We start from the raw sequence: 22,845 nt of genomic DNA, 5'->3' as shown, positions 1-22,845 counted from the left end.
CGGATGGAGAGATCGTACGAACTGTCGCGGGCGGCGCAGGACGGGGACGTGGCGACGGTGGTCCGGTTGTTGGACGCCGGTGTCGCGGTGGACACCCTTGGAGAGGACGCGCGGACCGCGCTGGATCTGGCGGCGCAGTGCAATCAGGCCGACGTCGTGCGGGTACTGCTCGCGGCCGGTGCGGACACGGCGGCGCATGCCGGGCCGTACGGCGACCTGACGCCGCTCACCTGCGCGGCGATGTTCGGGAGTACGGAAGCCGTCGGGGCACTGCTCGACGCCGGGGTGTCCATGGCGGCGCAGGACCGGATCCCGTACACGCCGCTGGTGGTGGCGGTGGGCGACAACCATCTCGAGACCGTGGCCCTGCTGGTCGAGCGTGAGGCGGACGGCGCTCGAATGGGCAGCCGGCTTCGGGCACGTCGAGGCGGTGTGCCTCCTGCTCGACCTGGGGGCCGAGGCCACGGACACGGCCCTGCGCGCGGCGCTGTGATGCGCGCCCTCCCACCCCCACCATCCCAAAAACCGTGAACAGAAAAGCCGAACTGTCCTCGCAGCGCTCGTCTGAGCACCCAAAGGACACTTCCCCACCATCTGTTCACGCTTTTCAACACATCCCCCGCCCCCACCCCGCCGCAACGGGCCGCGTCACGTGACCGGGCACAGGCCCGGCGGACGGCCCGATGAAGCGGCGTCGTCATTCCTCCGGGCGGAGCAGCCCCGTGTCGACGGCTCGTCGCGGGTCGGACCAGACCGCCATTGCCGTGTTCATGTGGAGGAAGCCGAGCCCGCGGTAGAAGTCCTCGGTGCCGGGGGCGGCGTAGAGGATGATCTTCTTGTGGCCGTCCGCCAGCTCCAGGAGCTTGCGGATGATGTCGGACCCGAGGCCCCGCCCCTGGTATTCGGGGTGGACGGCCACGTCGGCGATGTAGGCGCAGTCGACACCGTCGGCCAGCGCCCGCCCCGCGCCGACGAGCACGTCACCGGCGTAGACGAAGCACATGAAGCGGCTGTTGCCGAACACGGTGGCGAGTGCCTCGGGAGGTTTGTTGCCCAGCGGGGCCAGCAGATACAGCCGTGACAGCTCATCGAGGTCCACGTCGTCGAGGCGGTGGACCCAGGTGTGGTTCTCCAACGTCACGTCTTCCCTTCATCTCATCCGGCGGTGGGGACGAGGTCGTCCTCGGACTCGTTGTCCGGGGTCTTCTTCCCCCAGCCGGTGCCCAGCCGCAGCAGCAGCGAGGCCGCGGCCAGGGTCACACCGAACCAGATGACGCTCGTGACACCGACGTGGTCGACGAAGAGACCGCCGAAGAGCGCGCCGAGCGCGATGCACGTGTTGTACGCCATGGTGTTGAGCGACATGGCCGCTTCGAAGGTCTCCGGTGCGGCGGCGAGCGTCATGTTGATCTGGGACAGTTGCACGGCGCCGAAGGAGAGTCCCCACAGGACCAGCGCGACGACGGCGCCCGTCTCACCGTTGCCCACGGTGCGCAGCAGCAACAGGGCGACCAGGAGTCCTACGAGACCGATGACGAAGGTGCCGCGCAGGCTCTTGTTCACCGTGTAACCGGCGACGAAGTTCCCGACCGCGCCGCCGACGCCGAAGATGATCAGGACGGTGGTGATGAAGGCGGACGACGCGTCCGCGGTGTCCTCCAGGTAGGGGCGCACGAACGTGTAGGCGCCGAAGTGTCCGAGCACGAAGAAGACGACGATGAACAGCGCGGTGCGCAACTGTCCGTTTCTGAGCGGCAGTTGGAAGACCTCGCGGACGGACACGGCGTTCTGCGACGGCATCGACGGGATGAGCGCCACGACCGCGATCAGGACCAGCACGCTGAGGCCGGCCCAGATGCCGAAGGTGGTCCGCCAGTCCGTCTGCGCCTCGATGACGGTCCCGAGGGGGATGCCGACGACCGTGGCCACGGAGATGCCGGACATCACCACGGCGGCGGCCCGGTTCGCATGCCGTTCGGGCACGATCCGCATGGCCATGCTCACGCCGATGGCCCAGAAGACTCCGCTGGCGAAGCCCATGCAGAGCCGGGTGCCGAGGATCAGCGGGTAGTTCGGTGAGACGGCGGTGACGAGGTTGCCCAGGGCCAGCACCGCGAGCAGCGTGGTCAGCAGCGGGCGTCGGTCGACTCGTCTGGTCCAGGCGACGATGAACGGTACGCCGAGACCGGCCGCTACGCCCTGTGCGGTGACCATGAGGCCGGCGACGCCGACGGAGATGTCCAGGCTCTCGCTCAGCGGCGTGAGCAGGCCGACGGGCATCAGCTCGGTGGTCAGGAAGACGAAGAGACTGGCCGTGATGGCGGCGACGCCCAGCCATCCCCTCAGGGGCGAGGGCGGACTCTCGTGTACGCGTGCAGACATGACAACTCCAAGGGTTGGGTGGCCCGTCCCCGAAGTCTGCTTCCGTCCCGATCAATGAGTCCAACACATGTTTGTCACCGTATTCATCTTGGAGCAAGATAAATACTCATGGAACTCCAGCAGATGCGCTACGTGCTCGCGGTCGCCGAGACCATGAGCTTCACTCGTGCCGCCGAGCGCTGTCTCGTCGTCCAGTCCGCCCTCAGCCACCAGATCGCGCGGCTGGAGCGGGAACTGGGCACCAAGCTCTTCGAGCGCACCACCCGCCGGGTGCGGCTGACGCCGGCCGGGGAGGCGTTTCTCCCGGCCGCCCGCCAGTGCCTGGCGGCCGCCGAACGCGCGGTCGTCGAGGTCGCCGCCGCCATCGGCGAAGTCCGCGGGCAGCTCCGCGTCGGCGTGATCTCGTCCGTCGCCGCCGTCGACATCCCGCGCGCCCTGCGCGACTTCCGCCGGCGGTGTCCGAACGTACGCATCAGCCTGCGCGTGGGCGCCAGCGAGGAACTCGTCGAGCGGGTCAAGGAGGGGGACATCCAGGTCGCCTTCCTCGGGCTTCCGACCACCGCCCGCCCCGAGGGGGTCGAGGCCCACGTGATCGGGCGGGACCGGCTCGTCGCCGTGGTCTCCCCCGATCACCCGCTCGCCAAAGGAGGGCCGGTCGATCTGCGACGGCTCGCCGAGGAGGAGTTCGTGGACCTGCCGGTGAAGACCGCCGGCCGCGCCCAGTCCGACCTGGCCTTCTCCGCCGCGGGCCTCACCCGTGACGTCGCCTTCGAAGTGACGAACACAGCCTTCCTCGCGCGGCTGGTCGGACAGGGCCTCGGCGTGGCCATGCTGCCCTCCGCGTACGCGCCCCAGCTCAGCGGCGTGACCACGATCCAGGTCACCGACGCACCCGCCCGCGTCGAGTACGTCGTCTGGCCAACTGGCAGCCGCACGCCCGCGGCGACCGCGTTCCTCCGCCTGCTCGAGGTCCCGGACGTCAGCGACGAGACCTGAGATCCAGGAGCGCCGCTACGTGACCGGGCGCAGGCCCAGCGGGTCCGCGATCTCCTGGACCATGACCCGGCCGGCCTCCTTCTCCAGGGCGTCGTCGCCAAGGTCCTGGTCGGTGTCGAGGCCGTTCAGCTCCTCCAGGGGCTGGTTCAGGCGGACGTGGGCGACGACCGACTGGAGGGCGCGCAGGGTCGCGGAGGCCGTGGAACCCCAGTTGGAGAAGTAGGAGAACTGCCACCACCACAGGGCCTCCGTGGTGCGGCCGGCCCGGTAGTGGACCATGCCGTGGCGGAGGTCGGTGATGACGTCGGTGAGGTCGTCGGAGATACGGGCCGGGACCGGGGCCTTGCGCGGCTCGTAGGGGTCGAAGACCTCGGAGTAGACGTCGACCGGTTCGAGGATGCGGGCCAGGTTCTCGCGGATCTCGTCCACGTCCAGCTCCGGGCCCGGGTCGGGCTCGTAGCGCTCGTCGGGGACGATGTCCTCGTGGGCGCCCAGGCGGCCGCCTGCCAGCATGAGCTGGGAGACCTCCAGGAGGAGGAAGGGGACGGCCGAGTCCGGCTCGTCGCCCTTCGCCACCTCGGTGACGGCGACCAGGAAACTCTCGATCTGGTCGGCGATCTGGACCGCGAAGTCGTCCGGATTCTGGTTGGTCGCGTGCAGCGTGGCGTCAGACATCTAGGAGTCGTCTCCCCTCGAAGGCGCGGCCGAGGGTCACCTCGTCCGCGTATTCCAGGTCGCCGCCCACAGGGAGGCCGCTGGCCAGGCGGGTGACCTTGAGGCCCATGGGCTTGATCATGCGGGCGAGGTACGTGGCCGTCGCCTCGCCCTCCAGATTCGGATCCGTGGCCAGGATCAGTTCCGTGACCGTGCCGTCCGCCAGGCGGGCCAGCAGTTCACGGATACGGAGGTCGTCGGGGCCGACCCCGTCGATCGGGCTGATCGCGCCGCCGAGCACGTGGTAGCGCCCGCGGAACTCGCGGGTGCGCTCAATGGCGACGACATCCTTCGGTTCCTCCACCACGCAGATCACCGCCGGGTCGCGGCGCGGGTCGCGGCAGATGTTGCACTGCTCCTCCTGCGCGATGTTTCCGCAGGTCGCGCAGAAGCGGACCTTGGCCTTCACTTCCATGAGGGCCTGGGCGAGCCGCCGTACGTCGGCCGGTTCCGCCTGGAGGATGTGGAAGGCGATCCGCTGCGCGCTCTTGGGACCGACGCCGGGCAGCCGCCCCAGCTCGTCGATGAGGTCCTGGACCACGCCTTCGTACAACGGACTGCCGTCCTTCCTGAGGTTCGTGCACTACGTACGGTAGATGGCTTCGGCCGGTCTGAGAAAGGCGAACTGGGAAAGGCGGACCGAGAAGGGCGCATCCAGAAGAGCGGATTCAGGCGGATTCAGAAGGGCAGGCCTGGGATGCCGCTGCCGCCGCTGCCGCCGCCCAGGCCCTGGGCGAGCGGGCCGAGCTTCTCCTGCTGGAGGTTCTGCGCGTTCTCGTTGGCCGCCTGGACGGCGGCGACGATCAGGTCGGCGAGGGTCTCGGTGTCCTCCGGGTCCACCGCCTTGGGGTCGATCTTCAGGCCGCGCAGCTCGCCGGAGCCGGTGACCGTGGCCTTCACCAGGCCACCGCCCGCCTGGCCGTCGACCTCCGTCTGCGCCAGTTCCTCCTGCGCGTTCGCCAGGTCCTGCTGCATCTTCTGGGCCTGCTGAAGCAACTGCTGCATGTTGGGCTGGCCGCCACCGGGGATCACGTTCAGCTCCTATCGCTTATCGCTTGTCGCTACGGTTTTGCCGTTCGGGACGAGCCTACGTGGTCCGGGCGGCCCTCGCCCCAGCACTCTTTCGAGTGATACGGAGAGATCCCTATACCTGATCAACGCCCTCTTCCGGGCGGAAAAGCGGCCGAACCCGGCCCTTCGCCACCCATTGGGCGGTAGGAAGGGTGCCGGCGCAGGAGGTCTTCGCGGCCGGCGAGCAGTACGGCGAGCAGTGGCGAGCAGTAGGGAGTGCCGGGTGGGTCAGCCGGAGATGCAGCCCGAGAGGCCGCCGCAGGACGGGCGGGACGGCGAGGAGGCGGCCGGACCGCGACCCGTCGACCTGACCGGGCGGGCGTTTCCCCTCGGGGACTGGGCGCTGCCCGCCGAGCGGCTGGACGAGCTGTACCGGTGGGTGGAGCGGGGTGCGCTGGACACGGCGGCCTGGTATCTGGCCGACCGGGTGTGGAAGCGGCGCGGTGCCGTACTGCTGCGGGGCGGGGCCGCGGTGGGGGCGGTCGCCGGGGCGGCGCTGCCGCTCCTCGACATGTCCCAGATGGTGGGCGGGGCGGCTCCCTGGGGGTATCTGGCGCTGCTGTGGGCGGTGGCGTGCGTGGCGGGTGACCGGTTCTTCGGGGTCACGTCCGGGTGGATGCGGGACGTGGCCACGGCGCAGGCGGTGCAGCGGCGGCTTCAGGCACTCCAGTTCGACTGGGCGTCGGAGAGCGTGCGCGAGGTGCTGGGACCGGCGGACGGCACGGCGAGTGAGGCGGCGGAGCGGTGCCTGCTGGTGCTGCGGCGGTTCTCCGAGGACGTGACGGAGCTGGTGCGGGCGGAGACGGCAGACTGGATGGTGGACTTCCGGACCGGGGTCGCGCCGCTGGGCTTGCAGTCCGGGACGGCCGGCGGCGCGGCGGGGCGGTCCGAGGCGTGGGCGGGGGCGGTGGGACCGGGTCGGTTCTCCGTGCCGGCGAACGGGGCCCGGCCGAACATGCCCCGACAGCGGCCACCGGAGCCGCGCTGAGGTGTTGGGGCGGTGGGCGTCGGCGTGGTCCGGTGTTTGGCCTCGCGACTCCGGCCCCCGGATCGCAGGGTCGGGCCGCGCGGCCCGGCCCTGCCGCCGCTGCCCGGCTGAACAAGGACCCGGCGCACCGCCGCCCTCAGGGTCCGCTCACTGTCGGGTGTAGATCAGGCTGTCCCCGCTGTCGTTGTTCACCCGCTGCAGGCTGCCGTCCGGCAGCAGCGTGACCGTGGTGGGCTCCCCCGGGGTGCAGGAGGTGGCCGGTCCGACCGTCACCGTTGAGGGGCCGACGCGCACCGGGCCTTCGGAGCCCGGGGCGCCGGTCAGGTCGGCCTCGAAGACGCAGTGGTAGGTGCCGTTGCCCGTGGGGCCGTCGGCGACGAGGGAGACGACCGTGTCGCCCACGTCGCCCTGCTGGATGGTCAGTCGCCGGGTGTGGGCGCCGGTCGCGTTGTCGATGGTGGCGGACCACGTCCCCAGGTAGGCCGTGGGGATCGTGCCGTCCTGGGCCGTCTGGGAAGGGTTCGGCCCGTCGACGCCGGTCGTCGGGGTCGACCCGTCCGTGCCGGGTCCGGGCCCCGGGTTCTGGGACGCGCCGGCCGTCGGGGTGTTCGTGGGGTCGCCGCCGGCCCGGTCGCCGTCGTCGCCCCCGCTCATCAGGGCGTAGACCGTGCCACCGGCGCCCAGCGCGACGACCAGGGCGACGACGATCAGCAGCGCGGTGGAACGGCCGCTTCGGGACGGCTCCCGCGACGGGCCGTACGGCGGCGGGGGCTGCGGGGGCCCGTAGGGCGGAGTCGGGCCGAGGTCGGCGCCGTACGGCGGCTGGTCTCCGGGCGGCGGGGCGTTCCAGCCGGGGGTCGGGGCGTACCCGTGGGCGGGCGGCTGGGGGTGTTGCGGGTACTGCGGGTGGCCGTGGGCGGCGGGCGGGGGCGCCGGAGGGCTCTGGCCCTCGACCAGGGTGGTGAGGTGGTTGAACGGGGCGCCGCTGCCCGGGTCACGCGGTGGCGGCGCGCCGCCCGGCGTCGCGGCGACAGGTTCCACAGGTTCCCGGTCCGGGACGGCGGGCGGATTCTCAGGGGGACGCGGCTGCGGGTTCCGGACCGTGTCCGGACCGTCGCCGCCCGGCTCCGGGACGGCCCCCGCGGCCGGGACCGCCGCAGCGGCCCCCGGTGCACCCGGTGCACCCGGTGCCTGCGGGTGCACCGGGTGCTCGAAGTTCTCCGGGTTCTCCGGGTTCTCCGGGTTCTCCGTTTCCAGTAGCTGTACCGCGTGGCGGCCGAGCTGGGCCACCAGCGCGCTGGGCAGCCACGGGTCGCGGGAGCGGCCGTCGGTGACCGTGTCCTGCGCGCCCGTGCGCTCCAGGACCTCGGCGAGGGAGGGCCGCGCGGCCGGGTCCTTCCTCAGACATTCGCGTACGAGGTCGGCGATGCCCTCGGGCACGCCCTCCAGGTCGGGCTCCTCCTGCGCGATGCGGAACATCAGAGCGTGCACGCCGCTGTTCGCGTTGCCGAAGGGCAGGGCGCCCGTGGCGGCGTAGGCGAGGACCGAGCCGAGGCAGAAGACGTCGCACGCGGGCGTGACACGGTTGCCACGCACCTGCTCGGGCGCCATGAAACCGGGCGAGCCGACGAGCGCGCCGGTACGGGTGAGCCCGCCGTCGGTCACCGTCTCGAGCGCGCGTGCGATGCCGAAGTCGATGACGCGGGGGCCGTCGATGGTGACGAGGACGTTGGACGGCTTGAGGTCGCGGTGGATGATCCCGGCGGCGTGGATGTCCTGGAGGGCGTGGGCGAGCCCGGCCGCCAGCGTGCGGACCGAGCGCTCCGGCAGGGCACCGTGGTCGTGCCCGACGACCTGCTTGAGGCTGGGCCCCGCGACGTACCCGGTGGCGACCCACGGCACGGCGGCCTCGGTGTCCGCGTCCAGTACGGGCGCCGTCCAGTATCCGCCGACCCGGCGCGCGGACTCGACCTCCTGCCGGAACCGTCCGCGGAACTCCTCCAGCGCGGCCAGTTCCTCGCGCACCAGCTTGACGGCGACGGTGCGGCCGCGGTCCGAGCGGGCCAGGTAGACATGCCCCATGCCGCCCGCGCCCAGCCGCCCCAGCAGTCGGTAGGCTCCGATGCGCTGTGGGTCCCCGTCCCCCAGCTTCCGCATGCCGCGCCGCCTTCCCCTCCGAACGTGAACAACAGAGCGAGGATAGTGCGGGGCGGCCCCGCGCCGAGTCGCCCCTTGTCCACGGTTCCGTAACGGAACGGAGCGGCTCCCCCACGTCGACACAGGTCCGACACACGTCGACACGGGTCGACACCGGTCGACACACGTCGACAACCTGTCGTGGAAAGCTCCCGACCGCAGACAGGACGCCGATTCCGTTTCCGCATCGCGGACATCTACGCTCGGCCGCATGACCCCTCAGCCGAATCCCCAGGCCGGCGCGGCCGTGAAGGCCGCGGACCGCGCGCATGTCTTCCACTCCTGGTCAGCGCAGGAGCTCATCGATCCGCTCGCCGTCGCCGGCGCCGAGGGGTCGTACTTCTGGGACTACGAAGGCAAGCGCTACCTCGACTTCTCCAGCGGGCTCGTCTACACCAACATCGGCTACCAGCACCCCAGGGTCGTCGCCGCGATCCAGGAGCAGGCGGGGCGGATGACGACGTTCGCGCCCGCGTTCGCGATCGAGGCGCGTTCGGAGGCGGCGCGGCTGATCGCCGAGCGGACGCCCGGCGACCTGGACAAGATCTTCTTCACCAACGGCGGGGCCGACGCGGTCGAGCACGCCGTGCGCATGGCGCGGCTGCACACCGGCCGGCCGAAGGTGCTGTCGGCGTACCGCTCGTACCACGGCGGCACCCAGCAGGCGATCAACCTCACGGGCGACCCGCGCCGCTGGGCCTCGGACGGCGGCGCCGCCGGTGTCGTGCACTTCTGGGCACCCTTCCTGTACCGCTCGCGCTTCTACGCCGAGACCGAGGAGCAGGAGTGCGCGCGGGCGCTGGAGCACCTGGAGACGACGATCGCCTTCGAGGGCCCGGGGACCGTCGCCGCGATCATCCTGGAGACGATCCCGGGCACGGCGGGGATCATGATGCCGCCGGCCGGATACCTGGCCGGGGTCCGCGAGATCTGCGACAAGTACGGGATCGTCTTCGTGCTCGACGAGGTCATGGCCGGGTTCGGGCGGACCGGTACGTGGTTCGCGGCGGACCTGTACGACGTGGTGCCCGACCTGATGACCTTCGCCAAGGGCGTGAACTCGGGGTACGTGCCGCTGGGCGGTGTCGCCATCTCCGGGAGGATCGCCGAGACGTTCGCCGAGCGGCCCTACCCGGGCGGCCTGACGTACTCCGGGCACCCGCTGGCCTGTGCCGCCGCCGTCGCCACGATCGACGTCATGGCCCAGGAGGGCGTCGTCGAGCACGCGGCGCGGCTCGGTGCCGAGGTCGTCGAGCCGGCGCTGCGGGAGCTGGCCGAGCGCCACCCGAGCGTGGGCGAGGTGCGCGGGACCGGCATGTTCTGGGCGCTGGAACTGGTGAAGAACCGGGAGACCCGGGAGCCGCTGGTGCCCTACAACGCGACCGGACAGGCGGCCACCCCGATGTCCGCGTTCGCCGCGTCCGCCAAGTCCCACGGCCTGTGGCCGTTCGTGAACATGAACCGGACCCACGTCGTGCCGCCGTGCAACATCTCCGAGGCGGAGCTGAAGGAGGGCCTGGCGGCCCTCGACACGGCACTGTCCGTCGCGGACGAGTACACCGAGTAGGACCTGAGAGCAGGGTCCTGAGGACAGGGCCCCGAGAGCAGGCCCTGCCCGCATACGGGCAGGAGGGGAACCCGAGCGCGTAAGGTGGCGTGCCCGTACACCGTAGACACGTGTGCGAGCACGCCACAGACGTATGTGCGCGTACGCCCCCGGACGCGACGAGGAGACCGCCCGACCATGCCCGGCCCCAGCGGCACCGGTGCCGTCACGCGCAGCACCCTGCGGCAGCAGATCGCCGACGCGCTCCGCGACGAAGTGCTGGCGGGGCGGCTCCAGCCGGGGCAGGAGTTCACGGTCAAGGAGATCGCCGAGCAGTACGGGGTGTCCGCGACGCCGGTGCGCGAGGCGCTGGTCGACCTGTCCGCGCAGGGGCTCCTCGACGCCGACCACCATCGCGGTTTCCGCGTGCACGAGTACTCGGTCGACGACTTCCGCGGCATGATCGAGGCCCGCGCTCTCGTGACCGACGGGATGTTCCTCGCCCTCGCCGCGGACCTGCCGGGCGGGCCGGACCCGGGCCACCCGCGCGTCGCCGCCGCCCTCGCCGGGGTCCGCCGGCGCGGCGACGAGGCCCAGCGTGCCGCCGCGGCCGGCGACCTGACCGTCCTGATCGGCTACGACCTGCGCTACTGGCGCGAGCTGGCCGCCCTCTTCGGCAACCCCTACCTCTCCGACTTCCTGCACCGGCTGCGCGTGCAGAGCTGGGTGTGCACGGTGCAGCACCTGCGCCGGCTCAGCGAGCTGCGCGGCGCGCTGTGGTGCGGGCACACCGAACTGGTCGACGCCCTCGCCCTCCGCGACATCACAGGCGCGCGCTCGCTCGTCAACGCGTACAACGCCCACTCGCTCGCCCTCATCGAGCGGCTCACCGGGCGATGACGTGGTGACGTGATGACGTGATGACCAACGTCTGAGGTGTCGTGGTCCGGCGTCAGGTGGGTAGGGGACCTGCACGCGACACGCAACACGCAAACGCACCGACTACGCTTCCCTGACCGCTGTGCTGTGTGAGGAGCCCTCCTTTGGCCTGTGACCTGTGGCTGGTACCGCTCGTCGATGTCTTGTGCCACACGCCGGACAACCCGTTCGCCGAGGAACTCGCGCAATACGACAAGGTGCTCGCCGAGGCCGGACTGCCGCCGGTGCCGGTGTACCAGTACATGCCGGGGCTCTCCGGCGAGGTCGCCCCGGTGGCCGGGTTCGACTACGACGCGCTGCACTTCCTGCGCCGGGCGCACCTCCTGCAGGTGTGCGGGCTCCAGGTGACGCCGGTGGACGAACTCGGCGGTGACTACGAGCAGTTGCTGGAGATGTTCGAGTCGACGGCCCAGCAGTCCCACCTGGTCTGGCACTACGACCACGCGGGCGCCTACGTCCCGGTCGACTTCCCGCACCCGCTCGCCAACGACGAACTCCTGGCGGACGGCGGCCCCCTGGGCTCCTCGCACACCCTGCTGCGGGAGCTGGAGGCGGTCGCCCCGGTTCTCGGGATCGATCCGGCCAACCCCCCGGCTCCGCCGCAGCCGCCGCTCGCCCCGACGGAGCTGGAGGAACCGGCCGTGCCCGCGCCGTACGACTCCAGCCCCTTCGCCCGGGAGCGCCATGTGTGGCTGGGCCTGCACGCGGCGGCCACGCGGAGCCTGGCACAGGGGTCGATGATCGTCTTCAGTTGATCCCGTGCTGAATTCCGTGCTGATTCCCGTACTGATTCCGTGCGTCACTGAATCTTGGCGAGGCCCTTCGCGAGGTCCTCGCCGTTCATGATCGGGCAGACCTCGACCTCGGCCTTCATCTCGGTGAAGAAGGGCTCACCGAGGCGGGGCATGTCCGAGTTGTCCTGCATGTCGAACACCATCAGGACCGTCCGGCGGCCACCGAGGGCACCGAAATAGGCGGCCTCCGGCTTCATGCGGTCGAGCGTCTCCTTCATCAGGTCCGCCATCTTGCCGCTGCGGACGAGTTCGTTCGACGTCTCCGTGTCCATCGTCGCTTTGAGCAGCATGCGCATCGCACTCACCTTCTTCGATCGACGCGACGCGACGCGTACAGCTCGTACAACCTCAGCCTATGCCCGCAATGTCCAGTTCGCTCAGCCGTTCCGGCTCCGCGATCACGTCGATACCGGTGATGCGGCCGTCGTCCGCGAAGGTGAACCGGAGTACCACGCGCAGCCGGCCGTTCTCGGCCATCGCCATGCCCACCCGGCCGTCGACGAGGACGACACCGGCGGCCCTGGCCCGGCCCATCGAGGCCATCGCGCCCCTGGCCACCCGCTCGACGCCGCTGATCGAGACGGGCTCGGGCGTCGGAACGACCGCCGCGTCGGCGCGCAGGACGACGTCCGGGTGGAGCAGGGCGACCAGCGCGTCGAAGTCGCCGCCACGGGTGGCCGACAGGTAGGCGTCGACCGCGCGGCGCCGGCGGGGCAGGTCGGCGTCGGGCACGGGGACGCCCCGGACCCGGCGGCGGGCGCGGCTGGCCAACTGGCGGGTGGCCGAGGGGGTCTTGTCGAGCATCACGGCGATGTCGTCGAAGGGCACGTCGAACATGTCGTGCAGAACGAACGCGAGCCGCTCGGCGGGGCCGAGGGTGTCCAGGACGATCAGCAGCGCGACACCGACGTCGTCGGCGAGCTGCGCCTCCTCGGCCGGATCGGCGAAGGCGTCGGCGGGTCCCCGGTCCGCCGAGTCGTCCAGCGGTTCCTCGCGGCGGGTGTCCCGGGTACGGAGCATGTTGAGGCAGACCCGCGCGACGACCGTGGTGAGCCAGCCGGAGGGGTTCGCCACGTCGGAGGTGTCCGCGCGGTCGGCGCGCAGCCAGGCGTCCTGGAGGGCGTCGTCGGCCTCGCCGAGGGAGCCGAGGATGCGGTACGCGACCGCCCGCAGCCGGGGCCGGTCCCGCTCGAACCGCTGTGCCATGTCGTCGGATCGTCCGGACACCGTACGGCTTCCTTCCGCGTCCCCACGCCCTCGCAGGCGGGTCGCCCAAGTCAACCACCCCGGCGTGAGCGCGCCCTCAGTGGCCTCTCACCGGTTCACCGGTTCACCGGACCAGGGTGACCCCCGGCGGCCACAGCACCCCGTCGGCCAGCAGCAGCGCGGGCCCCAGGTGTACGGGGCACACCCGCAGCGGTGTCCGCAGATGCCGGGCGACCTCGAAGCGGGCCGGGTCGCCGCAGTCGCCGCAGTCGCCGCCGGGTTCGGTCCCGCCACCGTACGGGCCCTGGCAGGAAGCGGCGCGGTCACGGTCGGTCATGCCACCGATCCGACACCAGCCCGCGCTCCGGCGCCCGGCGAAGGGGTCCGAATGAAGAGGGCCGAACGAAGAGCTACAGGGCGGTGTCGGCGTCGTCGAGGCCGACGCACTTCCGCTTCTGCGGGATCCACTTCACGGCGGGGTCCAGCGCGGCGAGGATGCCGCCCACGTCCTCGCGCGAACCGGTGTACGTGAGTTCCACGGCCGGGGAGCGGCCGTACGTCCGCAGGACGCTCACGCCGTCGCGTTTGAGCCGTGCCTCGTCCAGGACCCAGTCGACGCCGTCCGCCGTGACGCAGAGGTTGATGTTGGGCGGCAGTTCCTCGGCACCGCACCTGAACAGCGCCTTCTGGCCGCCCCAGGACGCGACTCCGTCCCCGAGGGCCCAGTCGCGCGACGCGCCGGGTATGTCGTCCGGCAGGCGGGAGACCACCTTGTCGCACTTGGGGTCGTCGGCGTGCGGGGCGGCGGAGACGCGGTGGGCATCGACGTAGAAGAGACCGCCGGTCACGGCGACGACCGCCACGGTCAGCCAGATCCACGTCCGGGTGGTGGGCTTCCGCATGTTCCGCTCGCTCCGCGCTGTCCGCGCTGTCCGTCCGCTGCTGGTTCCGGGCCAGCGTAGCCGCCGCCCGGACGCCGACGGCCGGGACCCCGCGCAGGGTCCCGGCCGTCGGCGTCGGTGTGCGTACGCGGTTCCCGGTTCCCGGTTCCCTACAGGAACGAGTTGATCTCGATCGTCTCGTCCCGGCCCGGGCCGACGCCGATCGCGGAGATCGGGGCGCCGGACATCTCCTCGAGCGCCTTGACGTACGCCTGGGCGTTCTTCGGCAGGTCGGAGAAGGACTTCGCCTTGGTGATGTCCTCGCTCCAGCCGGGCAGCGTCTCGTAGACCGGCTTCGCGTGGTGGAAGTCGGACTGCGAGTACGGCAGCTCCTCGACGCGCTTGCCGTCGATCTCGTACGCCACGCAGACCGGGATCTGCTCCCAGCCGGTGAGGACGTCGAGCTTGGTGAGGAAGAAGTCGGTGAGGCCGTTGACGCGGGTGGCGTAGCGGGCGATCACCGCGTCGAACCAGCCGCAGCGGCGGTCACGGCCGGTCGTGACACCGCGCTCGCCGCCGATGCGGCGCAGGGCCTCGCCGTCCTCGTCGAACAGCTCGGTCGGGAAGGGTCCTGCGCCGACGCGGGTCGTGTACGCCTTGAGGATGCCGATGACCCGGCTGATCTTCGTCGGGCCCACGCCGGCGCCGGTGCAGGCGCCGCCCGCGGTCGGGTTCGACGAGGTGACGAAGGGGTACGTGCCGTGGTCGATGTCCAGCAGCGTGCCCTGGCCGCCCTCGAAGAGGACCACCTTGTCGTCGTCGAGGGCCTGGTTGAGGAGCAGGACGGTGTCGGCGACGTACGGGGCGAGCTTGTCCGCGTAGGCCAGCAGCTCCTCGACGACCTGGCCGGTGGCGATGGCGCGGCGGTTGAAGAGCTTGGTGAGCATCTGGTTCTTGATGTCGAGCGCCGCTTCGACCTTCTGGGTGAGGATCGACTCGTCGTAGAGGTCCTGGACGCGGATGCCGACGCGGTTGATCTTGTCGGCGTAGGTCGGGCCGATGCCGCGCCCTGTGGTGCCGATCTTGCGCTTGCCGAGGAAGCGTTCCGTCACCTTGTCGACGGTCACGTTGTACGGCGTGATGATGTGCGCGTTTCCGCTGATCAGGAGCTTGGACGTGTCGACGCCGCGCTCGTTCAGCCCGCTCAGCTCGGAGAACAGGACCGACGGGTCGACAACGACGCCGTTACCGATGACCGGCGTACAGCCGGGAGACAGGATTCCGGAAGGGAGCAGGTGGAGGGCGTACTTCTGATCGCCCACGACTACCGTGTGGCCGGCGTTGTTGCCGCCCTGGTAGCGCACCACATAGTCGACGGAACCACCGAGCAGGTCCGTCGCCTTTCCCTTGCCTTCGTCACCCCACTGAGCACCGAGCAGCACAAGTGCGGGCACGCGCGTACACCCCTTCCGGGCGGGGCATGTCCAAGGTCGAGGGCGTACGCGGAGCGTATGGAACCGCGTGCACCGCGACCGTCGTTGGCCGCCAACCGTCGGACCGGATGCCCCGGAATAGACGAAGCCCCTGGCGCAATAGCGCAAGGGGCTCTTGCACAAAGATGCTACCCGAGGAAGCGAGGCATGGCCGAGGTGGCGACTTCCGCGAGCTCTTCCGCGAACTCTTCAGCGAGGTCCGATCAGCTTCTGGTGGTCGTCGATCCGGTCGCGCGACGGCTGGACGGGGAGTCCGTCCGGATCGCGAAAGACGTGCTCAGCGCGGGTGCGTCGCATACGAAGGTGTGTCTGGCGGACGGTCCGGAGGAGTTCGCGCGGGCGCTTGTGCGGCGCGGCTCGCGGCGGCCCGTCGTGGTCGGCGACGACAGTGCGCTGCTGCGGGCCGTGACCCTGCTGCACCGGCAGCGGGAGCTGGCGGGCTGCGCGCTGTCGGTGGTGCCGGTGGGCTCTGCGCTCGGTCTCGCCCGGTCCCTGGGGCTGCCGATCGGGGCGGTGGCGGCGGCGCGGGCGGTGCTGGACGGGGCGGAACGGCGCCTCGACCTGCTTGTCGACGACAGTGACGGGGTGGTGCTGGGGGCGGTGGGCATTCCGCCGGTTCCGGTGCCGGTACCGGCGCGGGAGGACGCGGACCCCGGTGGCGCTTCGGACGGGGCGGCGTCGGCCCGTCCCTGGCTGCGGACCTGTCAGTCGTTCGTACGGACGCTGGCGGCCTCGCGTCCGGCCCGGACCGCCGTCGCACCGGGGGTCGCCGGTCCGGCCCGGCTGCGGGTGGAGGTGGACGGGGTGACGCTGGTGGACCTGGACCAGCCGGTCGCCGGGGTGTCGGTGACGCCGGGTGCCGGAGGCGTCGCCGTGGTGGAGGTGCGGCCGCTGTCGGTGGGCGCGCAGGCATCGCCGCTGACGGCGAGCGGGCGGACGGTGACCGTGTCGGGGGCACACTTCCGCTACCGGGCCGACACGGTGGTGTGCGGGCCGGTGGGCACGCGGACGTGGGTGGCGCGCGAGGGGGCGTGGGGGCTGACGCTGCCGGCGGGATGACGGGCAAAACGACGTGCGCGAGCCCGGGGCCGGTGCCTACGCTCACCGCCGGACCTGATCAGGGGGCATGCGTGAGCCAGTACTTCGATGTGGGCGACGAGACACTGTGGAATCCGTCCAACGGGGCAGCGCGGCTGTTCCTGCGGCAGGTGGCCGTGTATGAGGCGGAGCTGGGCATCCCGTCCGGTGTCGGGGAGATGGTCAACGACGAGTGCCAGGTTGATCCCGGCGCCTACGAGAGATTTGTGAACGCCCTGGTGGAGTGGCACTACAAGACCCATCACCGGATCATCCACGCCCTTTCCCGCGGCTTCGTCGCCACGGCCCTTGCCCTCGCGAACCGGGCGGGGGCCGAGGTGCGCTTCCCGGACGCCGCCGACCACGACTTGTTGGAGGGGCGCACCGACGTGCAGGTGCCGGTGCCCGCGCAGGAGCGCTCGGAGTGGGATGAACACCTGCGCGAGCAGGCCAAGGCCATCGAACGCGCCATGCCCTGCTGAGCCACGCCTGTGTCAGGGGGCCCGGAAGCCCGACGTGTCCAGCAGGCAGTCGAACGGGGCGGGGATGGGGAGTTTCTCGCCGAACGGCCTGGTGATGCGCGACTCGTATCCCTTGGTGGACGGCGTCCACAGAACCGTGGCCTGCTCCTCCTGCATGTCGAGAAGCAGATAGACGAGAACGCCGGCCCGTCCGTATACCTCCACCTTCTCGGTCAGGTCGTTGTTCCGGGTAGCGGGAGAAGTCAGCTCAGCGACGAAGGACAGGCCCTCACCGTCCAGATGATTGCTCTCCGTCTCGAAGACTCGCTCATGCGCCACGTGGATATCCGGTCCGTAGGCGCACTCGTCTCCCGGGAAGACATAGAGGAACGGCCCTCGTTCGATCACATGCGATTCGGGAAGGTGTACCTCCAGTTGCGCGCACACCAGGCGCATCGCCCGGAGGTAGTAGCCCTTCGACCACGGCGACACGACGATGCTCCCCCTCATGATCTCGGCTCTGTAGCCGTCGGGTACAACCAGTTCATCGAGGGCTGCCAGCAGTTCCTCGAAGCTCTGGTACTCGGTGCCGCTCATCGTCGGTCGCTCCGCCATGACTGTCATGATGCGCCCTCCCCTAGATGCGGACCAGTGGCAACTCAGTGTAGTCGAGCGCCTACGCTCACGTGACCCGCTTTTCCGATCACCGTCAGCCCCGCCCGAACCGCTCCTCCCGGTGCACCCGCCAGCGCTCCATCATCGCCGCGATCTCGTCGTCGACGAACTCGAAGAAGGCGAGCGTCTCGGCCATGCGCCGACCTGCCGGGGTGTCGGCGCCGAGGCTGGTGACGCCCTCGCGCAGCGCGCTCTCCCATCGCTTGATGATGGCCTCGCGGTTGGTGAGCGCCTCGTACCACTGGTTGCTGTGCACCCGGTAGCGCTCCCGGCGTGAACCGGGTTCGCGCTCGCGGGAGACCATGTGCTGCTGGGAGAGGTAGCGCACGGCTCCGGAGACGGCGGCCGGGCTGACCTGGAGCTGTCCGCCCAGTTCGGCGGAGGTGAGCGAGCCCGAGTCGGAGGCCAGCAGCGCGGCGAAGACCCGGGCCGGCATCCGCTGCATCCCGGCCTCGACGAGCTGGGCCGCGAAGCCCTCCACGAACTTCGACACCGCCTCGGGGTCGCGCCCCGGCTCTGCTGCTCCCGCTGGTTCCGTCGTCATCCGTCGATCATCTCTCACGCTCTTGACGGTTTCTTAACTTCACAAGTTTCTGAAAGAAGCGTACGTTCCGAAACATGACGAAGGCAATCAGTGTCTCCGGACTCCACAAGTCGTTCGGACGCACGCACGCGCTGGACGGCCTCGACCTGGAGGTCGAGACCGGCGAGGTCCACGGGTTCCTCGGCCCCAACGGAGCCGGCAAGTCCACCACCATCCGCGTCCTGCTCGGCCTGCTGCGCGCCGACTCCGGCGCCGCGCAGGTGCTCGGCCGCGACCCGTGGGCGGACGCGGTGGAGGCACACCGCCGGATCGCGTACGTCCCCGGCGACGTGACGCTGTGGCGCAACCTCTCCGGCGGCGAGGTCATCGACCTCTACGGCCGGCTGCGCGGAGGCCTCGACACGGGGCGCCGGGCCGAGCTGGTCGAGCGGTTCGAACTCGACCCGACCAAGAAGGGCCGCACGTACTCCAAGGGCAACCGGCAGAAGGTCGCGCTCGTCGCCGCCTTCGCCTCCGACGTCGACCTGCTGATCCTCGACGAACCCACCTCCGGCCTCGACCCGCTGATGGAGGAGGTCTTCCAGAAGTGCGTCGAGGAGGAGCGCGAGCGCGGCCGGACGGTGCTGCTCTCCTCCCACATCCTCAGCGAGGTCGAGGAGTTGTGCGACCGGGTCAGCATCATCCGCAAGGGGCGGACCGTCGAGAGCGGCTCACTCGCCGACCTGCGCCACCTGACGCGGACCAGCGTCACGGCCGAACTCGCGGGCGCCCCGAACGGCCTCTCCCGCCTGCCGGGCGTGCACGACCTCGACGTCCAGGACCACCGGGTCCGGCTCCAGGTCGACACCGACAAGCTGGACGCCGTCCTCAAGTCGCTCAGCGAGACGGGCGTACGGTCGCTGACGTCGACGCCGCCGACGCTGGAGGAGCTGTTCCTGCGGCACTACCAGGCCGAGGACGCGAAGTCCGGGGCGGAGGTGGCGGCGCGATGACCGCCACCGCCGAAACCGCCGCCCCCGCCTTCGCGGCCCGGTCCGGGGGCTCGCGCCAACTGGCCGGTACCGGCACGCTGCTGCGGTTCGCCCTGCGCCGCGACCGGGTGATGATCCCGGTCTGGGTCGCGGTGAACGCCCTCATGGTGCTGTCCATGCCGGGCACCATCAAGGGCCTGTACGGCACCGCCGCCGAGCGCGCCGACCTGATGCGGCAGATGGAGACCAACTCCTCGCTGCGGGCCATGGTCGGCCCCGTCTTCGACGACAACCTCGGCGCGCTGACCGCCTGGCGCGTCGGGCTGTACGCCGCCGCGCTCGCCGCCGTGATGAGCCTGCTGATCGTCGTACGGCACACCCGCGACGAGGAGGAGAGCGGCCGGCAGGAGGTGGTCGCCTCGGGGATGGTCGGCCGCCGGGCCTCGCTGACCTCGGCGCTGCTCACGGCTGCCGTCGCCAACGCCGTCCTGGCGCTGCTGGTGGTGGCCGGACTGGCCGGGCAGGGAGCGGTCGGCGCGCTGGCCCTCGGGCTCGGGATCGCGGGCGTCGGGATGCTCTTCGCGACCATGGCGGCGATCGTCGCCCAGCTCACCGAGAGCGCACGGCTGGCCCGGGGCCTGACGGCGGCGGTGCTGGGCGGTGCCTTCGTACTGCGCGCTGCGGGCGACTCCGCCACGGACGACGGTTCGTCGGTGCTGACGTGGGTGTCGCCGCTGGGGTGGCTGGAGAACCTGCGGGCCTTCGCCGGTGAGCGGTGGTGGGTGCTGCTGCTGATCGCCGGCGCGACGGTGGCACAGGGGGCGGTGGCGTACGGGCTGGTCGGGCGCCGGGACCTCGGCATGAGCTTCCTGCCGACCCGGCCGGGACCGGCCGCCGGGCGCCTGCGTACGGCCGGTGCGCTGGCCTGGAGGTTGCAGCGGGGCGCCGTCCTCGGCTGGAGCATCGGCTTCTTCCTCGCCGGGGTCGTCTACGGCGGGATGACGGAGGGCGCGGCCGACCTGGTCGGGGACAACGAGCAGGCCCGCCAGATCATGGAGCGGATGGGCGGCCAGGCCGGGATCACCGACGCGTTCGTGTCCGCGATGGTCGGGATGCTCGGCCTGATCGCCGCGCTGTACGTCGTGGCGTCGGTGCTGCGACTCAGCGGCGAGGAGGCCTCCGGGCGCGCGGAACCGGTGCTCGCGGGTGCCGTGGGCCGGCTGCGCTGGGCGGCTGGGCATCTCGTCGTCGCCTTCGGCGGCGCGGCGCTCATCATGCTGCTCGCCGGGCTCGGTTTCGCCGCGGGGTACGGGCACGACGCCGGGGCGATCCTGGGCGCCTGTCTCGTGCAGTTGCCGGCGGTGTGGGTGATCGGCGGGGCCGCGGTGCTGCTGCACGGGCTGCTGCCCCGGGCGGCGGTGGCCGCGTGGGCCGTCGCGGGCGCGGTGCTGCTGCTCGGGTGGGTCGGACCGGCGCTGGACGTGCCGCAGGCGGTGCTGGACGTGTCGCCGTTCGGGCACCTGCCGAAGCTGCCGGGAGGGGAGATGAGCTGGACGCCGGTGCTGGTGCTGCTGCTGATCGCGGCCGTGCTGGTCGGGGCGGGACTGGCGGGGCTGCGGCGGCGGGACCTGACCACCTGAGATGAAACCGGCCGTGCGGGTGGGAGCGTCAGGGCAGGTATGAGTCGGGATGCGGTGACGGGTGGTGGCTGTGCGGTCTCGTTGGCAGGGGCCGTGGGTGCGGTGGTCGTGTGGTGGCAGACCTCGCGGACCCAGCGGCACCTGGGCAACGAGTTCGAGAACAACGGGCAGGACTTCGGCGCCGTCCTCACCGAACTGCCGTTGGTCTTCCTCGCCGGGGCCGTCGTGCCCGCCGTGGTGTGGGGGCTCGGCGCCTGGCTGCTGGGGCGGCGCCGACGCGCGGAGTCGTCACAGTTCCACGCGTAGCCCCGTCAGACCGCGCATCACGAAGTTCGGCCTGCGTTCCGGTTCCGCCGCCAGGCGCAGGCCGGGGGCCCGCTCCAGCAGGGACGTCATGGACGCCGCCAGTTCGATGCGGGCCAGCGGGGCGCCGATGCAGTAGTGGATGCCCGCGCTGAAGGAGATGTGGGGGTTGTCCCGACGGGTGAGGTCGAGGCGGTCCGGGGCGGTGAAGACCGCCGGGTCGTGGTTGGCGGAGCCGAACAGCATCGCCACCTCCGCGCCGCGCGGCAGTGTCGTCCCGTCGATCTCGATCTCGTCCAGCACCCAGCGTTCGAAGAGCTGGAGCGGGGTGTCGTAGCGCATCAGCTCCTCGACGGCCGTGGGGACGAGGGAGTGGTCGGCGCGCAGGGCCGACAACTGGTCCGGGTTGCGGAAGAGCGCCAGCCAGCCGTTGGTCGTGGAGTTCACCGTGGCCTCGTGACCGGCGTTCAGGAGCAGCACGCAGGTCGAGATCATCTCCTGCTCGGTGAGGCGGTCGTCGTCCTCGTCGTGGGCGGCGATCAGACCGGAGATCAGGTCGTCGCCGGGCTCCTTGCGACGGGCCGCGATCAGTACGCGCAGGTAGTCCGAGAACTCGAGCGACGCCCGGACCGCCTTCGCCGCCGTCTCCTCGGACGGGTTCAGCTCGTACATCCCGCAGATGTCCGCCGACCAGGGGCGCAGCGGGGCCCGGTCGGACTCCGGGATGCCCAGCATCTCGGCGATCACGGCGACCGGCAGCGGCTCGGCCACGTCGGTGAGCAGATCGCCGCCGCCCGCCGCCACCACTTCGGCGACCAGGTCGTCCGCCAGCCCGTGCACGTACGGCTTCAGCCGCTCCACCGTGCGCGGCGTGAACGCCTTCGACACCAGACGCCGGATACGGGTGTGGTCCGGCGGCTCCAGGTCGAGCATCCCGTGGTCGTTCAGCGTGTGGAAGGGCTCCTGCTCCGGCGGGGGCGGGGTGCGGCCGAAGTCCTCGTGCGAGAAACGGTGCTGGTAGGTCCGGCCGAGCCGGCGGTCGCGCAGCAACGCCGAGACGTCCGCGTGGTGCGGGACCAGCCACTGGTCGCTCGGCTCGTAGTAGAGCACACGCCCCCGGGCCCGCAGCTCGGCGAACGCGGGGTACGGGTCGGCGACGAAGGCGGGGTCCCACGGGTCGAATGCGCGGGCGGATTCAGCCGTCATGCCCGGACCATAGAACGCCGACCGCTCCCGTGCCCAGAGCCGTCGGTAAGGTCATGTCTCACCGAAGCCGCGCCACTGGGGGGATCCTTCGTTGAACGGGAAAGTCACGGCAGTCAACAGCAATGGCGAGTACTCGTTCACCAAACCGAACCGGGACAGCATCACGCTGCTCGCCGGGCTCGGGGTCGAGGGGGACGTACACGCCGGCGAAACGGTCAAGCACCGTTCGCGGGTCGCGCAGGACCCCACCCAGCCGAACCTGCGCCAGGTCCACCTCATCCACCAAGAGCTCTTCGCCGAGGTCGCCGCAGAGGGATTCGAGGTGCTGCCCGGTGACCTCGGCGAGAACATCACTACCCGTGACATCGATCTGCTCGGCCTGCCGGTGGGCACCCTGCTGCGCATCGGCGACGATGCGGTGCTGGAGGTGACCGGCCTGCGCAATCCCTGTCTGCAGATCGACAACTTCCAGGACGGGCTGCTGAAGCAGGTGGTGGGCCGCGACGCAGCCGGGAACGTCGTGCGCAAGGCCGGAATCATGACCGTCGTGCAGGTGGGCGGCACGGTGCACCCGGACGACACGATCAAGGCAGAACTCCCCGGCGGACCCCACCGGCCCCTGGACCGGGTCTGACCCACAGGCCGCCACACCCGCACCATGGTCGCCCCGCCCCGCCCGCCTGTCCGCGCGAGCGGGGGCCTTGGAGTCGCGGAAGCGTCCGCTACTCACTGTCATCGCGATGCCGGCCTGCCCATAGGACC

Annotated in this window: 26 protein-coding genes; 12 read left to right on the top strand and 14 right to left on the bottom strand. The window is 71.1% G+C overall.

The genetic code is table 11. From position 1 onward, the window contains the following. The first annotated feature begins 3 nt into the window (after nt 1-3). Nucleotides 4-531, top strand: coding sequence for an ankyrin repeat domain-containing protein (locus tag KUM40_RS27405; RefSeq protein WP_217168870.1), 528 nt, complete (start codon nt 4-6; stop codon nt 529-531). Between the two features lie 166 nt (nt 532-697). On the opposite strand, the gene KUM40_RS27400 is transcribed toward KUM40_RS27405, so the two are convergent. Continuing rightward, nucleotides 698-1,141, bottom strand: coding sequence for a GNAT family N-acetyltransferase (locus tag KUM40_RS27400; RefSeq protein WP_217168869.1), 444 nt, complete (start codon nt 1,139-1,141; stop codon nt 698-700). 14 nt (nt 1,142-1,155) lie between these two features. Continuing rightward, nucleotides 1,156-2,382 (bottom strand): MFS transporter, encoded by a 1,227-nt coding sequence (locus tag KUM40_RS27395; RefSeq protein ID WP_217168868.1) that lies wholly within the window; start codon nt 2,380-2,382, stop codon nt 1,156-1,158. A gap of 108 nt (nt 2,383-2,490) precedes the next feature. Between KUM40_RS27395 and KUM40_RS27390 the strand changes: the two genes are divergently transcribed. Further along, entirely contained in the window at nt 2,491-3,378 is an 888-nt protein-coding gene (locus KUM40_RS27390) for a LysR family transcriptional regulator (RefSeq protein ID WP_217168867.1), read from the top strand. Nucleotides 3,379-3,393: 15 nt separating this feature from the next. Here KUM40_RS27390 and KUM40_RS27385 read toward each other — a convergent pair whose 3' ends face one another. From KUM40_RS27385 to KUM40_RS27375, 3 genes are all read right to left on the bottom strand, one after another. Beyond that, nucleotides 3,394-4,053 carry a DUF5063 domain-containing protein gene (locus tag KUM40_RS27385; RefSeq protein ID WP_217168866.1) on the bottom strand — a complete coding sequence of 220 codons (660 nt, stop codon included), beginning with the start codon at nt 4,051-4,053 and terminating at the stop codon, nt 3,394-3,396. Next, complete coding sequence (recR, locus tag KUM40_RS27380; protein ID WP_217168865.1) at nt 4,046-4,645, bottom strand: recombination mediator RecR; 600 nt, start codon at nt 4,643-4,645, stop codon at nt 4,046-4,048. The genes KUM40_RS27385 and recR overlap by 8 nt, the downstream gene beginning before the upstream one ends. Nucleotides 4,646-4,770: 125 nt before the next feature. Further along, on the bottom strand, nt 4,771-5,124 hold the full coding sequence (locus KUM40_RS27375; RefSeq protein WP_217168864.1) for a YbaB/EbfC family nucleoid-associated protein: 354 nt from the start codon (nt 5,122-5,124) through the stop codon (nt 4,771-4,773). Between the two features lie 262 nt (nt 5,125-5,386). Between KUM40_RS27375 and KUM40_RS27370 the strand changes: the two genes are divergently transcribed. After that, nucleotides 5,387-6,151, top strand: a complete 765-nt coding sequence (locus KUM40_RS27370) for an SLATT domain-containing protein (protein ID WP_217168863.1) — start codon at nt 5,387-5,389, stop codon at nt 6,149-6,151. 147 nt (nt 6,152-6,298) lie between these two features. On the opposite strand, the gene KUM40_RS27365 is transcribed toward KUM40_RS27370, so the two are convergent. Beyond that, nucleotides 6,299-8,308: a serine/threonine-protein kinase gene (locus tag KUM40_RS27365; RefSeq protein WP_217168862.1), complete on the bottom strand. Its 2,010-nt coding sequence runs from the start codon at nt 8,306-8,308 to the stop codon at nt 6,299-6,301. 250 nt (nt 8,309-8,558) lie between these two features. Between KUM40_RS27365 and KUM40_RS27360 the strand changes: the two genes are divergently transcribed. The 3 genes from KUM40_RS27360 to KUM40_RS27350 all read left to right on the top strand — a co-directional run bounded on the left by KUM40_RS27360 (nt 8,559) and on the right by KUM40_RS27350 (nt 11,587). Beyond that, a complete protein-coding gene (locus KUM40_RS27360; RefSeq protein ID WP_217168861.1) occupies nt 8,559-9,914 on the top strand; it encodes an aspartate aminotransferase family protein in 1,356 nt (451 codons plus the stop codon). A 177-nt stretch (nt 9,915-10,091) separates the two neighbouring features. Then, nucleotides 10,092-10,793 (top strand): GntR family transcriptional regulator, encoded by a 702-nt coding sequence (locus tag KUM40_RS27355; RefSeq protein ID WP_217168860.1) that lies wholly within the window; start codon nt 10,092-10,094, stop codon nt 10,791-10,793. A gap of 143 nt (nt 10,794-10,936) precedes the next feature. After that, the gene (locus KUM40_RS27350) at nt 10,937-11,587 is read left to right on the top strand and encodes a hypothetical protein (RefSeq protein WP_217168859.1); all 651 of its coding nucleotides are present in this window, start codon (nt 10,937-10,939) and stop codon (nt 11,585-11,587) included. Between the two features lie 44 nt (nt 11,588-11,631). Here the strand turns inward: KUM40_RS27350 and KUM40_RS27345 are convergent, their stop codons facing one another. From KUM40_RS27345 to KUM40_RS27325, 5 genes are all read right to left on the bottom strand, one after another. Next, a complete protein-coding gene (locus KUM40_RS27345) occupies nt 11,632-11,922 on the bottom strand; it encodes a hypothetical protein (protein WP_217168858.1) in 291 nt (96 codons plus the stop codon). 52 nt (nt 11,923-11,974) lie between these two features. Further along, the gene (locus KUM40_RS27340) at nt 11,975-12,832 is read right to left on the bottom strand and encodes a sigma-70 family RNA polymerase sigma factor (protein ID WP_217168883.1); all 858 of its coding nucleotides are present in this window, start codon (nt 12,830-12,832) and stop codon (nt 11,975-11,977) included. Nucleotides 12,833-12,956: 124 nt separating this feature from the next. Beyond that, a complete protein-coding gene (locus KUM40_RS27335) occupies nt 12,957-13,169 on the bottom strand; it encodes a hypothetical protein (RefSeq protein ID WP_217168857.1) in 213 nt (70 codons plus the stop codon). Between the two features lie 73 nt (nt 13,170-13,242). Then, complete coding sequence (locus tag KUM40_RS27330) at nt 13,243-13,734, bottom strand: DUF3515 family protein (protein WP_217168856.1); 492 nt, start codon at nt 13,732-13,734, stop codon at nt 13,243-13,245. A gap of 149 nt (nt 13,735-13,883) precedes the next feature. After that, on the bottom strand, nt 13,884-15,167 hold the full coding sequence (locus tag KUM40_RS27325) for an adenylosuccinate synthase (RefSeq protein WP_217168855.1): 1,284 nt from the start codon (nt 15,165-15,167) through the stop codon (nt 13,884-13,886). Between the two features lie 186 nt (nt 15,168-15,353). Between KUM40_RS27325 and KUM40_RS27320 the strand changes: the two genes are divergently transcribed. Both KUM40_RS27320 and KUM40_RS27315 read left to right on the top strand, forming a co-directional pair. Further along, nucleotides 15,354-16,265: a diacylglycerol kinase family protein gene (locus KUM40_RS27320; RefSeq protein ID WP_217168854.1), complete on the top strand. Its 912-nt coding sequence runs from the start codon at nt 15,354-15,356 to the stop codon at nt 16,263-16,265. 71 nt (nt 16,266-16,336) lie between these two features. Beyond that, a complete protein-coding gene (locus KUM40_RS27315) occupies nt 16,337-16,765 on the top strand; it encodes a DUF6086 family protein (protein WP_308401243.1) in 429 nt (142 codons plus the stop codon). A gap of 12 nt (nt 16,766-16,777) precedes the next feature. Here KUM40_RS27315 and KUM40_RS27310 read toward each other — a convergent pair whose 3' ends face one another. Continuing rightward, the gene (locus KUM40_RS27310; RefSeq protein WP_217168853.1) at nt 16,778-17,368 is read right to left on the bottom strand and encodes a Uma2 family endonuclease; all 591 of its coding nucleotides are present in this window, start codon (nt 17,366-17,368) and stop codon (nt 16,778-16,780) included. 85 nt (nt 17,369-17,453) lie between these two features. Continuing rightward, entirely contained in the window at nt 17,454-17,963 is a 510-nt protein-coding gene (locus KUM40_RS27305; RefSeq protein WP_217168852.1) for a GbsR/MarR family transcriptional regulator, read from the bottom strand. A 74-nt stretch (nt 17,964-18,037) separates the two neighbouring features. Here KUM40_RS27305 and KUM40_RS27300 point away from each other — a divergent pair, with 74 nt between their 5' ends. The 3 genes from KUM40_RS27300 to KUM40_RS27290 all read left to right on the top strand — a co-directional run bounded on the left by KUM40_RS27300 (nt 18,038) and on the right by KUM40_RS27290 (nt 20,880). Beyond that, entirely contained in the window at nt 18,038-18,955 is a 918-nt protein-coding gene (locus KUM40_RS27300) for an ABC transporter ATP-binding protein (RefSeq protein WP_217168851.1), read from the top strand. Then, entirely contained in the window at nt 18,952-20,574 is a 1,623-nt protein-coding gene (locus KUM40_RS27295; RefSeq protein WP_217168850.1) for an ABC transporter permease, read from the top strand. The genes KUM40_RS27300 and KUM40_RS27295 overlap by 4 nt, the downstream gene beginning before the upstream one ends. A gap of 93 nt (nt 20,575-20,667) precedes the next feature. Beyond that, on the top strand, nt 20,668-20,880 hold the full coding sequence (locus KUM40_RS27290; protein ID WP_308401242.1) for a hypothetical protein: 213 nt from the start codon (nt 20,668-20,670) through the stop codon (nt 20,878-20,880). On the opposite strand, the gene KUM40_RS27285 is transcribed toward KUM40_RS27290, so the two are convergent. After that, on the bottom strand, nt 20,863-22,083 hold the full coding sequence (locus KUM40_RS27285) for a cytochrome P450 (protein WP_217168848.1): 1,221 nt from the start codon (nt 22,081-22,083) through the stop codon (nt 20,863-20,865). The genes KUM40_RS27290 and KUM40_RS27285 overlap by 18 nt on opposite strands. Before the next feature lie 91 nt (nt 22,084-22,174). Between KUM40_RS27285 and KUM40_RS27280 the strand changes: the two genes are divergently transcribed. Continuing rightward, nucleotides 22,175-22,717 (top strand): MOSC domain-containing protein, encoded by a 543-nt coding sequence (locus KUM40_RS27280; protein WP_217168847.1) that lies wholly within the window; start codon nt 22,175-22,177, stop codon nt 22,715-22,717. Nucleotides 22,718-22,845: the final 128 nt, after the last annotated feature.

Source organism: Streptomyces sp. AC512_CC834, assembly GCF_019049325.1.
Lineage (GTDB): Bacteria > Actinomycetota > Actinomycetes > Streptomycetales > Streptomycetaceae > Streptomyces.
This window is presented reverse-complemented; position numbering and strand designations above follow the sequence as displayed.